We start from the raw sequence: 10,861 nt of genomic DNA on the forward strand, positions 1-10,861 counted from the left end.
GAGGTGTTAGGTTATGAAAGTTCATCCACAACAGCTTATTCCAGGATGTTTAATAATAAAAGACGTAATGGGTCAAACGCTGACTCCTATTATTCCAAAAAATACTGTTGTGGAGCCTATACACTTACAAGTATTAAAAAAGTTTAAGGTGTTAGAAGTTGATATTGCAAATAAGTTAGTTAATGGTGATGTTTTTGAGACAGGTGACCCGGAAGATCTTATTGAAGAACAGGACATGCCTTTTTATGAACATTATGTCGATGTCGTTAAAAAGACAAAAGATCTGTTTAAATCTTGGGATTATCGTTCAAAAATTGATGTACAAAAAATTCGTGAGCTTATTTACCCGTTAATAGAACAAGGGGAAAATAAAAGTGATGTATTGTTAAAAATGCACCATTATAATAAGCCGGACAGTTATTTTTATTATCATATTGTCTCCGTGCCAGTGATTGCAACCTTCTTGGCAAAACAATTAGGGTATAGCAGTAAAGAACGGCTTAATATTGCACTTGCTGCTTTTTTAAGTGATATTGGTATGCTTAAAGACCAAGAAGATATTTACTCACAAAACCGAAACTTAACACAAGAAGAATTTAAAAAGATTAGACAACACCCAATTGAATCCTATCGACTCATTGAAAACTTACCAATTCACCAAGATGTAAAAGTAGCAGTACTTCAACATCATGAAAGAACAGATGGATCGGGTTATCCTATGGGTGTTAAAGCAGATAAAATTCATCCATTTGCTAACATTATTGCAGTAAGCGATGTATTTCATGCTATGACTTCAGAAAGAATATATCGACATAAACAATCGCCATACAAAGTGGTTGAAGAGTTAATGAAAGATCATATTGATAAGTTAGATATGAAAGTTTTAAATCAGCTCGCGAAGTCGATTGTTAACTTTAGTAATGGTACTCAAGTAAAACTATCAAATAATGAATATGGAACGATTGTTTTTACAGATGAAAGGCACCCAACACGTCCTTTAGTAAAACTAACTCGTAATCAGGAAATTATAAATTTAATAGATGATAAAACTATTTATATTGAGGAAATCTTATAATAAAAAGCCATTAGTTACTAAGGTGACTAATGGCTTTTTATTATGTTCGACAAAATTTTAAGTCTATTTACGCATTTTTACTTTTCTATTAGAAAAACGATGTTGAGAGGTGAAAATTATTGTATAATAAAAGATGTTGGAATAGCCTAAAATATGATAGTTACAAAGCTATTCAAAATAGATTATTAAGAGACTGGATTTGGGGGAACGTTTATGAAACAAACTAAGAAAATCATCATGATGTTAACTATGGCAGCAGTGTTTCTGTTTAGTTCTTTAGTAGTTGCACCAATGGCAACTTTTGCAGAAGTCGATGTAGATGCTGAATCAGCTATTTTAGTTGATGCAGAGACAGGTGATATTTTATATGCAAAAGAAGCAGATATCGCATTGCCTCCAGCAAGTATGACAAAGGTAATGACAGAGTATTTAGTATCAGAAGCTGTTGCAAATGGCGATATTAGTTGGGATACGACAACTGAAATAAGTGAGTATGCCTACTCTATCTCAGCAAATAACACATTTTCAGGTGTAGGGTTACGTTTGGATCATGAATACACAGTAAAAGAATTATATGATGCAATGGCCATTTATTCTGATAATGCAACTTCGATTGCATTAGCTGAGCTTGTTGCTGGTTCTGAAGGCGAATTTGTAAAAATGATGAATGAAAAAGCTGACGAGATGGGTATGCCTGATGCACACTTTGTAAATTCAACTGGGCTTGCGAATAGTCATTTAGGAGACAATTACCCTGAGGGAACAGAACCAGATGATGATAACTTATTATCAGCGCGTTCAATGGCGATTTTAGCATATAATCTAGTTAATGATTATCCAGATTCTCTTGATGTGTCTAGTGTACCAACACAAGAGTTTGAAGGTCATGAAATGTTGAACTTTAACTGGATGTTACCAGGTATGCCTGGTCATATTGCACAGTATACTTATGAAGGTCTTGACGGACTTAAGACAGGTTATACCGAATTAGCAGGGTATACTTTCACTGGTACAGCAGAACGAGATGGGACAAGGTTAATTTCTGTCGTTATGCGAACAGATAGTGTTGAGGAACGCTTCTCTGAAACTGAAAAGTTATTAGACTACGGTTTTGAGAATTTCTCTAAACAAGTTCTGTTTGAAGAAGGTTATCAAGTAGAAGATGAATCAACGATCCCAGTCGTTAAAGGTAAAGAAAATGAAGTTGATATTGCATCAGCAGAAGCAATTGAAGCAATGGTTCGTAACGGTGAAGAGGATCTTTATTCTGTGACGCTTCAATTAGATGAGGAAGTACTAAATGAAGAAGGTGCGTTAGAGGCGCCAGTAGAAGAAGGTTTAGAAGTTGGTCAATTAGTGTTAACATATGAAGGAGATTTAGATTACGGCAACTTATCATCTGATGAAGAAGCAGTTGAAGTGCCGGTATATACGACTGATGAAGTCGAACGTTCTAATTGGTTCATGCTAATCTTACAAGCCATTGGCGACTTCTTTGTTGGTCTGTTTAATAGTATTAAAGGGATTTTCACTTAAGCACAACCTAAAAGAATAAGGGGGAGTTTTAAATGTCAACAAGTGTAGGAACAAATCGTGTCAAAAGAGGAATGGCTGAAATGCAAAAAGGCGGCGTCATTATGGACGTTGTTAATGCAGAACAAGCTAAAATTGCTGAGGCAGCTGGAGCTGTAGCTGTCATGGCATTAGAGCGTGTACCGTCAGATATTCGCGCTGCAGGTGGTGTTGCACGTATGGCAGATCCAACTGTTACAGAAGAAGTACTAAATGCTGTTAGTATCCCAGTAATGGCTAAAGCACGTATTGGTCATATTGTTGAGGCACGTGTTTTAGAAGCGATGGGTGCTGATTACATTGATGAAAGTGAAGTTTTAACGCCAGCTGACGATATTTATCATATTGATAAAAACGACTTTACTGTACCGTTTGTCTGTGGTTGCCGTAACTTAGGTGAAGCTCTGCGTCGTATTGGGGAAGGTGCTTCAATGTTACGTACGAAAGGTGAGCCGGGTACTGGTAATATCGTTGAAGCGGTTCGTCATATGCGCGAAGTTCAAACGCAAATCCGCCAAGTTCAAAGCATGGCAAAAGATGAGTTAATGGTCTATGCAAAAGAAACGGGTGCTCCATATGAGTTACTATTACAAATTCAAGAAGAAGGTCGTTTACCAGTTGTAAACTTTGCTGCAGGTGGGATTGCGACACCTTCAGATGCCGCTCTAATGATGGAGTTAGGTGCTGATGGTGTATTTGTTGGTTCAGGTATTTTTAAATCAGATAATCCAGAAAAGTTTGCGCGTTCAATCGTAGAAGCAACAACTCACTATCAAGATTATGAATTAATCGCTAAACTTTCAAAAGACCTTGGTACAGCGATGCCAGGTTTAGAAATGTCATCTTTACAAGAACAAGATCGCATGCAAGATCGCAGTGAATAAAGGGGTATCTTTATGACAACAATTGGTGTATTAGGACTACAAGGTGCTATTCGTGAGCATGTTAGATCAATTGAAGCTTGCGGTAAAGAAGCGGTCATTGTGAAAAAGCCAGAGCAATTAGAAGAGGTGGATGGATTAATCCTACCTGGTGGTGAAAGTACAACGATGAGACGTTTAATTGATCGTTATAACTTTTTTGAGCCACTTCAACAGTTTGGAAAAGCTGGAAAGCCGATTTTTGGAACATGTGCTGGGCTCATTTTATTAGCATCAGATATAGAAGGTCAAAATGATGCACACCTTGGCTTAATGGACATGACTGTAGCTCGTAATGCTTTTGGTAGACAGAAAGAAAGTTTTGAAGTACCAGTTGAGATTAAAGGTGTTGCAGAAGACTTTGAAGCAGTATTTATTCGAGCACCTTATATATTAGAAGTTAAAGCAGATACAGAAGTTTTAGGTGTATATGATGGTAAGATTGTCGCAGCCCAACAAGGTCATTTGTTAGCGACGGCATTTCACCCAGAATTGACAGACGACCATCGTTTAGTTCAACATTTTGTAGAAATGGTTGATCAAGCAAATGGTAATAAACTTGCTTCTGTATAAAATGTAAGGTATATTAATTGTTATAAATGACGAATTAAATGCGTTGATAGGAATTAGTAACAAGTTTTGTGTTTATTTCAGAGAGCTAGTGGGTGCTGTGAACTAGTATAAACGGCTTGTGAATCCATCCTTAAGCAGGTTGACCGAACTAAAGTAAGTCAATCCGGTTAAGTGCCGTTAAAACTTAACAAGTTGGAAGAGACTAACTCTTCAACAAGGGTGGCAACGCGGGAGAATACCTCGTCCCTTTACTACAGGTTTATGTAGTAAAGGGGCGTTTTTTGTTTTTAAGCTCTATTAATTTTTAGGAGGAATAGACATGCTTGATTTAAAGTATTTGCGACAAAATTTTGATGAAGTAAAAGCAAAAATGCAAAATCGTGGTGAAGATTTAACTGATCTAGACAAGTTTTTAGATTGGGATGAGAAAAGACGAGCTTATATTCAAGAATCAGAAGAATTAAAAGCACGTCGTAATGAAGTATCAAAAGAAATCTCTCAGCTAAAAAAAGAAAAACAAGATGCTGATCACCTTATTAAAGAAATGAGAGAAGTTGGTGACCGCGTTAAAGAAATCGATAGCCAATTAAATGAAGTAGAAGATCAACTAAACCAATTAATGCTATCGATCCCGAACATCCCACATGAATCAGTGCCAGTTGGCGAAACAGAAGACGACAATGTTGAGGTTAAAAACTGGGGAGATGTACCGAACTTTGACTTTGATGTTAAGCCACACTGGGATGTAGCAGATGAGTTAGACATTATTGATTTTGAACGTGCTTCTAAAGTTACAGGTAGCCGTTTTGCGTTTTATAAAGGGTTAGGCGCCCGTTTAGAACGTGCACTTATTAACTTTATGATGGACTTACATGCTGATGAACATGGTTATGAAGAGATGTTACCTCCTCAAATTGTCAATCGTGATAGCTTAACAGGAACTGGGCAACTACCAAAGTTCGGAGCGGACGTATTTAAGTTAGAGGAGTGGGATTACTTCTTAATTCCAACAGCTGAAGTCCCTGTAACGAACGTTCATCGTGACGAAATTTTATCAGCTGACGATTTACCGAAGAAGTTCACAGCTTTTAGCACGAACTTTAGAAGTGAGGCTGGATCTGCTGGTCGTGATACGAGAGGCCTAATTAGACAGCATCAATTTAATAAGGTTGAGCTGGTACAATTAGTTAAACCAGAAGATTCTTATGATACGTTAGAGCAGTTAACAGGACACGCTGAAAAGGTTCTACAATTGCTAGAGCTGCCATACCGAGTAATGAACATGTGTACAGCTGATTTAGGTTTTACAGCGGCTAAGAAATACGATATTGAAGTATGGATTCCAAGTTATGAAACTTATCGTGAAATTTCTTCTTGTTCAAACTTTGAGGATTTCCAAGCTCGTCGTGCTGGCTTAAGATTCCGACGTGAAGCCAATGCAAAACCAGAGTTTGTCCACACTTTAAATGGATCAGGTTTAGCAGTAGGACGTACAGTTGCTGCCATTTTAGAAAACTATCAGAATGAAGACGGGTCTGTAACTATTCCACAAGTTTTAAGGCCATACATGGGTAATGTTGAGCGTATTTCTGCAAAGTAATATAAGCACTTAAAGTTGGGACAGAAGGAGAGTTAATACACTCCTTCTGTCCCAACCTTATTTTTAATTATAATTTTTTAAAATTCCTCTTTATAATTTAGATGTTCATGTGATATACTAAATATCGTTGGTCGACAGAGGTTATGTAGCTTTTTGAAGCGATATAGCGGTTTTACAAGAAATTAAATATAATTTTATTTTTCATGTTGCATACTGTCGAAACATATGATATATTTTATTTTGTCAGTTCACGGAGGAGTACCCAAGTTCGGCTGAAGGGAGCGGTCTTGAAAACCGCCAGGGGCTTCACGGCCCGCGGGGGTTCGAATCCCTCCTCCTCCGCCATATTTTTAACTTAAACTTAAATTTAAATAATAAAGTTCGAAATGGTTACTACTAAAGTAGCCTTTTTTTATATGCATTTGTATAGAAAATTTAAATATTACATAGACTCACGGTAGACTTATAAAAAAGGTAGGTACCTTTTTATGAAACTGCGTAATAAATGGCGTATTTTAATTATGTCTGATGCGAATCGAAATGTTAAGCATGTTAATGTTAACAAACTGATAGGGTATACCCTATTAGCTAGTGTAGCTTTCGTTTCATTAAGCTTAATCATTTTGTTAACTATTTTAAATCAATTGTCTTCAGAAAATGCTCACCTAAAAGAGACAGTAAGCCAAGTGGAGAGTACGCTAGCAGATAAAGAAGAACAAATAATAGCATTTGAAGATGATCGCTCTGAAATTGAACATCACCTTCATGAGCTAGAACAATTAGAAGAACAGCTATCTAATATGATTTCCACACTTGAACCTACTGAAATTCCATCCTTTGATGAGGAAGGACCTCAAGGGGGCGTTGAGCTCGTTGTAAATAATAGCGATCAAACTGAAGAACAGGAGTTTGAAAGAGGGATTGAACTAACATCTCTTAAAGAGACAGCTCCAACGTTGATTGAACGGTATGAAAGTTCTATTGATCAATTAAATGAAGTGAAAGAAGATTTAGAGACAGTGCCAATATATTGGCCTGCAGATACTGAGAGAGTGACATCGGAATACGGTTATCGTTCTGATCCTTTTACATCTTCAAAAGCTTACCACAGTGGTATTGATTTAGCAGATAGTTGGGGGACAGAAATCTATGCAACGGCTGACGGTATTGTGTCATTGGCAGGACGTGATGGTGGTTATGGTTTATCTGTCATCATTGATCACCCTAATTCATATGAAACGCGATATGCTCATTTAGGTCAGTTAAATGTCGAAGTTGGAGATGAAGTTCAACAAGGTGATTTAATTGGTTTAATGGGATCAACAGGAAGAAGTACTGGTGTCCATTTACATTATGAAATTATTCGAAATGGGGATACGACAGACCCTTATCCATATATGACTTTTTTACAACGTGTGTTAAATAATTAAAAGGTGGTCTTGTTCAATGTTTTCAAAACATGAAAAGCAAGTGAGTAATGTTGATACAGTCATTGGTTCAGCTACTAAGTTTGAAGGCAATTTAGACTTACAAGCTAGCATTCGTATTGATGGTGATTTTAAAGGAAATATCAGTTGTGATGGTGATGTTGTCATTGGTGCAGAAGGTAAAGTTGAAGCAGATGTAACAGGACGAGATTTAACAGTAGCTGGTCAAATTGATGGCAATGTTCATGCATCAGGTACGTTAAGAATTGAAGCTACAGGAGCTATTAATGGTGATATTACGATGGGGGTTTTAGTGATTGATGAAGGTGGGACTTTCACAGGCCGTAGTAATATGATCAGTAATGATTCAAAGAAAACAAAATCTAAACAAGACTCACAGAATGAAGAACAAGTATCTTAAAAAACATAATAAAGCTCCCAGCTAAAATTAGCTGGGAGTCTTTTTTATGCTTTAATGAACTTTCTTGACGTTTGGATATGTTCACCAATACGTTCTAAGATTGGTTCAACTGATGTATTTGGGTTCATTAAGTCATAGTCATTAATGTTAATACGCATAACAGGGCATGTATTAAAGTTGTTTATCCAGTTTTCGTAACGGTCGTACATCTCTTTCCAATATTCAATTGGCGTATCTTGTTCCATTTGACGACCGCGACTTTTTAGTCTGTCTACCACATCGTCAAAAGACCCCTCTAGGTATATGAGTAAGTCTGGATGTGGGAAATAAGGTGTCATCACCATTGAATCAAATAAGTTTTTATAAGTACCATAATCAGTTGGAGTCATTGTACCTTTATCATAATGCATCTTAGCAAAAATGCCCGTATCTTCATAAATCGAACGGTCTTGTATAAATCCACCGCCATATTCGAAGATTCTTTTCTGTTCTTTAAAACGTTCAGCTAAAAAGTAAATTTGTAAATGAAAACTCCAACGTTCAAAGTCTGAATAAAACTTATCTAAATAAGGATTGTTTTCTACTTTTTCAAAAGACGTTCTAAAATTTAAAGCATTGGCAAGCGCATTCGTCATAGTTGACTTCCCGACACCAACTGTACCTGCTATTGTAATGACGGCATCGTTTGGAATGCCATAAGAATTCGTTTGGATCATGTTAATACTTCTCCTTTTTGGATGTGTTGTTTTACAATTGATAAGATGTAGTCCAAATCAGATTGATGTTCGATGAAATCTAATTTATCACCATTTAATCGAATGACTGGAATATCAGGATTCTCCGCCTCAAAATGGTCCATAAAGATATCGTAATCCTCTGATAGTTGTTGTAAATAAGAAGATTGAATGTTTTGTTCAACTTCTCGACCACGCCTTTCAATACGCTCAAGTAATGTATCAAGACTAGCATGGATGTAAATCATTACATTAGGCTTTGGCATATCTTGCGTTAAAATATTAAAAATTTGTTCGTATTTATCAAATTGTTGACTTTGTAATGTTCGTTTAGCAAAGATCATATTTTTCATAATATGATAGTCTGAAACAACAGGTTTCCCATTATTTAAATAATGCTTCTCTATATCCTCCAACTGTTTATAACGGTTACATAAGAAAAACATTTCTGTTTGAAAACTCCACTCTTCTATGTTGTCGTAAAACTTACCTAAGAACGGGTTTTCTTCAACAATTTCTTTTAGAAGATGAAAATAAAAGTGTGTCGCGATTTTTTTAGATAGCGATGTCTTACCTACACCAATCGGACCTTCTACAGCGATGAATGGGACATGCTCATACTTCACGTTCATTCCTCCATTCGTGACATTTATCATTACTGCCCTCCATCATACCAAATTTTTAAACATAATTGGACAAAAATTTACTTTTGAAAAATATTATCTAAATGTTGCCACTCACCTATACACTTTTTGCTGTCCAACATAATCTATAATAACGATACAACAAAGGAGTGAAATAAAATATGTGGGATGATTGCAAAGATTTCGATTGTAAGGATAATAAGTGTGTTTGTAAGACAGTAAGAAAGATTGCTGAAGCACAAGATGCTGTGGTGACACCTGATTGCGATATTAGTTGTAAACAGTCAATTCAAGATTTAGTTTCTCCAGCAACGACAACAGGTAATGACACAATTCCTTTTGTTCTTTATTGTAAAGGAACTTGCAAACCGTTTTTTGGAAGTGGCGTTTTACAAGCAATGGTTGGACCAAACAGAGTATTCCGTTGTTTTGAATCACCAATTTTCCGAGTAAGCAAAATTCATAAGGATTGTTGTGCAGACCTAGAACTATTACTGCCAGTAACTCAAGGTGGATCAACACCAGGGGCATGTGGAGAAAAAGTATGTGACTACTTCCCAGGAAACGCAATTCGCAACCTTCAAAGAACAGGGATCTGTATTAAAGTAGATTTATGTGACTTTGTTGGAATCGCGTGTCTAGAACCAGTAAGAGCTCTTCCAGTGTCTGATTTTAACGCCACAGCAGCTGCAGATGAACGTAAAGAACACTAAAATAAAGCTGGTACCTATAGGGTGCCAGCTTTTTCTATGTTTATTTTCATACCTGATAGGGTATAAGTAATGTGAAAGGGTTACTTGGCCACATAAAAAAAAGTTTTGAAATACGTTTGACAAAATACCTATAGGGGTATATACTTACCTTGTAAGTCAATAAAACAACTTTTCAGGCGTATCGCCAAAGGAGGTTTTGAAAGTGGAATACGATGCAAAAGTTAAGAATAGAATTAAACGCCTTGAAGGACAATTACGTGGGGTACTACGAATGATGGAAGAAGGCGAAGATTGTAAAGAAGTGATTACACAGCTATCAGCAAGTCGTACGGCAATTGACAGAACTATTGGTGTCGTTGTCAGTGAAAACTTAATTGAGTGTGTAAGAGATGCTGAAGAGAATGGTGAAAACACAGACGATCGAGTGAAAGAAGCTGTCAACTTACTAGTTAAAAGCCGTTAAAGCTTTAAAAAGTTAAAGGGTTGACACAATTTACTTTATAATATAATATACCCCATAGGGTATCTTCACAAAAAGAAAATTAGGAGGAATGACAATGAACATCACAAAAACATTAGACGCAAAAGGTTTAGCATGCCCAATGCCAATCGTAAGAACGAAGAAAGCAATAGAAGAAGTAAACACAGGAGAAATTTTAGAAGTCGTAGCAACAGACGCAGGAGCCAAAAGTGATCTAACAGCATGGACGAAATCATCAGGCCATGAACTATTAGAGACAAAAGAAGAAGATGGCGTATACACGTTTTACGTTCAAAAAGGTTAAGTTTAGTTCATAAATAAATTGGAATCAGAAAAACTAAGGAGGAATAATAATGGAAGTAGCAAAAACATTAGACGCAAAAGGTTTAGCATGCCCAATGCCAATTGTAAGAACAAAGAAAGCAATAGAAGAAGTCAATAGCGGAGATGTTCTAGAAGTCGTAGCAACAGACGCAGGAGCCAAAAGTGATCTAACAGCATGGACGAAATCATCAGGCCATGAACTATTAGAAACAAAAGAAGAAGATGGCGTATACACGTTTTACGTTCAAAAAGGTTAAGTTTAGTTCATAAATAAATCGGAAACAGAAAAACTAAGGAGGAATAATAATGGAAGTAGCAAAAACATTAGACGCAAAAGGTTTAGCATGCCCAATGCCAATTGTAAGAACAAAGAAAGC

14 protein-coding genes, 1 tRNA gene and 1 other annotated feature are annotated in these 10,861 nt (G+C 36.5%); of the genes, 13 read left to right on the plus strand and 2 right to left on the minus strand.

Going from position 1 to position 10,861, the window contains the following annotated elements:
- The first annotated feature begins 13 nt into the window (after window positions 1–13).
- The 8 genes from J2R98_RS06740 (at window position 14) to J2R98_RS06775 (ending at window position 7,588) form a co-directional block, all read left to right on the plus strand.
- A complete protein-coding gene (locus J2R98_RS06740; RefSeq protein ID WP_307067368.1) occupies window positions 14–1,075 on the plus strand; it encodes an HD-GYP domain-containing protein in 1,062 nt (353 codons plus the stop codon).
- Between the two features lie 213 nt (window positions 1,076–1,288).
- Window positions 1,289–2,611: a serine hydrolase gene (locus J2R98_RS06745; protein ID WP_307067370.1), complete on the plus strand. Its 1,323-nt coding sequence runs from the start codon at window positions 1,289–1,291 to the stop codon at window positions 2,609–2,611.
- 32 nt (window positions 2,612–2,643) lie between these two features.
- Entirely contained in the window at window positions 2,644–3,531 is an 888-nt protein-coding gene (gene pdxS, locus J2R98_RS06750; RefSeq protein WP_307067372.1) for a pyridoxal 5'-phosphate synthase lyase subunit PdxS, read from the plus strand.
- A 12-nt stretch (window positions 3,532–3,543) separates the two neighbouring features.
- Entirely contained in the window at window positions 3,544–4,140 is a 597-nt protein-coding gene (pdxT, locus tag J2R98_RS06755) for a pyridoxal 5'-phosphate synthase glutaminase subunit PdxT (protein WP_307067374.1), read from the plus strand.
- Window positions 4,141–4,174: 34 nt separating this feature from the next.
- Window positions 4,175–4,391, plus strand: a binding site (T-box leader).
- 68 nt (window positions 4,392–4,459) lie between these two features.
- Window positions 4,460–5,740 carry a serine--tRNA ligase gene (serS, locus tag J2R98_RS06760; RefSeq protein ID WP_307067375.1) on the plus strand — a complete coding sequence of 427 codons (1,281 nt, stop codon included), beginning with the start codon at window positions 4,460–4,462 and terminating at the stop codon, window positions 5,738–5,740.
- 252 nt (window positions 5,741–5,992) lie between these two features.
- Window positions 5,993–6,085 (plus strand) — tRNA-Ser (locus J2R98_RS06765).
- Window positions 6,086–6,228: 143 nt separating this feature from the next.
- Window positions 6,229–7,170: a M23 family metallopeptidase gene (locus J2R98_RS06770; RefSeq protein WP_307067377.1), complete on the plus strand. Its 942-nt coding sequence runs from the start codon at window positions 6,229–6,231 to the stop codon at window positions 7,168–7,170.
- Between the two features lie 16 nt (window positions 7,171–7,186).
- A complete protein-coding gene (locus tag J2R98_RS06775; RefSeq protein WP_307067378.1) occupies window positions 7,187–7,588 on the plus strand; it encodes a bactofilin family protein in 402 nt (133 codons plus the stop codon).
- A 44-nt stretch (window positions 7,589–7,632) separates the two neighbouring features.
- Here J2R98_RS06775 and J2R98_RS06780 read toward each other — a convergent pair whose 3' ends face one another.
- Both J2R98_RS06780 and J2R98_RS06785 read right to left on the minus strand, forming a co-directional pair.
- Window positions 7,633–8,304, minus strand: a complete 672-nt coding sequence (locus tag J2R98_RS06780; protein WP_307067379.1) for a deoxynucleoside kinase — start codon at window positions 8,302–8,304, stop codon at window positions 7,633–7,635.
- Complete coding sequence (locus J2R98_RS06785) at window positions 8,301–8,978, minus strand: deoxynucleoside kinase (RefSeq protein ID WP_307067381.1); 678 nt, start codon at window positions 8,976–8,978, stop codon at window positions 8,301–8,303. Before J2R98_RS06785 ends, J2R98_RS06780 begins: the two co-directional genes overlap by 4 nt.
- A gap of 149 nt (window positions 8,979–9,127) precedes the next feature.
- Here J2R98_RS06785 and J2R98_RS06790 point away from each other — a divergent pair, with 149 nt between their 5' ends.
- The 5 genes from J2R98_RS06790 to J2R98_RS06810 form a co-directional block, all read left to right on the plus strand.
- On the plus strand, window positions 9,128–9,679 hold the full coding sequence (locus J2R98_RS06790) for a CotY/CotZ family spore coat protein (RefSeq protein ID WP_307067383.1): 552 nt from the start codon (window positions 9,128–9,130) through the stop codon (window positions 9,677–9,679).
- Window positions 9,680–9,881: 202 nt separating this feature from the next.
- Window positions 9,882–10,142, plus strand: coding sequence for a metal-sensitive transcriptional regulator (locus tag J2R98_RS06795; protein ID WP_307067384.1), 261 nt, complete (start codon window positions 9,882–9,884; stop codon window positions 10,140–10,142).
- A gap of 94 nt (window positions 10,143–10,236) precedes the next feature.
- Window positions 10,237–10,464 carry a sulfurtransferase TusA family protein gene (locus tag J2R98_RS06800; RefSeq protein WP_307067385.1) on the plus strand — a complete coding sequence of 76 codons (228 nt, stop codon included), beginning with the start codon at window positions 10,237–10,239 and terminating at the stop codon, window positions 10,462–10,464.
- Between the two features lie 49 nt (window positions 10,465–10,513).
- Complete coding sequence (locus tag J2R98_RS06805) at window positions 10,514–10,741, plus strand: sulfurtransferase TusA family protein (protein WP_307067387.1); 228 nt, start codon at window positions 10,514–10,516, stop codon at window positions 10,739–10,741.
- 49 nt (window positions 10,742–10,790) lie between these two features.
- Window positions 10,791–10,861: sulfurtransferase TusA family protein (locus J2R98_RS06810; RefSeq protein WP_307067410.1), on the plus strand; the 71-nt coding region annotated here is incomplete at its 3' end.

The organism is Alkalibacillus filiformis (assembly GCF_030814115.1).
In the GTDB taxonomy this organism is placed as follows: domain Bacteria; phylum Bacillota; class Bacilli; order Bacillales; family Alkalibacillaceae; genus Alkalibacillus; species Alkalibacillus filiformis.

What these genes read in the sequence shown, in the direction of transcription:
- J2R98_RS06740 (WP_307067368.1), top strand. Translation starts at nt 14, where the DNA reads ATGAAAGTTCATCCACAACAGCTTATTCCAGGATGTTTAATAATAAAA.
- J2R98_RS06745 (WP_307067370.1), top strand. Translation starts at nt 1,289, where the DNA reads ATGAAACAAACTAAGAAAATCATCATGATGTTAACTATGGCAGCAGTG.
- pdxS (WP_307067372.1), top strand. Translation starts at nt 2,644, where the DNA reads ATGTCAACAAGTGTAGGAACAAATCGTGTCAAAAGAGGAATGGCTGAA.
- pdxT (WP_307067374.1), top strand. Translation starts at nt 3,544, where the DNA reads ATGACAACAATTGGTGTATTAGGACTACAAGGTGCTATTCGTGAGCAT.
- serS (WP_307067375.1), top strand. Translation starts at nt 4,460, where the DNA reads ATGCTTGATTTAAAGTATTTGCGACAAAATTTTGATGAAGTAAAAGCA.
- J2R98_RS06770 (WP_307067377.1), top strand. Translation starts at nt 6,229, where the DNA reads ATGAAACTGCGTAATAAATGGCGTATTTTAATTATGTCTGATGCGAAT.
- J2R98_RS06775 (WP_307067378.1), top strand. Translation starts at nt 7,187, where the DNA reads ATGTTTTCAAAACATGAAAAGCAAGTGAGTAATGTTGATACAGTCATT.
- J2R98_RS06780 (WP_307067379.1), bottom strand. Translation starts at nt 8,304, where the DNA reads ATGATCCAAACGAATTCTTATGGCATTCCAAACGATGCCGTCATTACA.
- J2R98_RS06785 (WP_307067381.1), bottom strand. Translation starts at nt 8,978, where the DNA reads ATGATAAATGTCACGAATGGAGGAATGAACGTGAAGTATGAGCATGTC.
- J2R98_RS06790 (WP_307067383.1), top strand. Translation starts at nt 9,128, where the DNA reads ATGTGGGATGATTGCAAAGATTTCGATTGTAAGGATAATAAGTGTGTT.
- J2R98_RS06800 (WP_307067385.1), top strand. Translation starts at nt 10,237, where the DNA reads ATGAACATCACAAAAACATTAGACGCAAAAGGTTTAGCATGCCCAATG.
- J2R98_RS06805 (WP_307067387.1), top strand. Translation starts at nt 10,514, where the DNA reads ATGGAAGTAGCAAAAACATTAGACGCAAAAGGTTTAGCATGCCCAATG.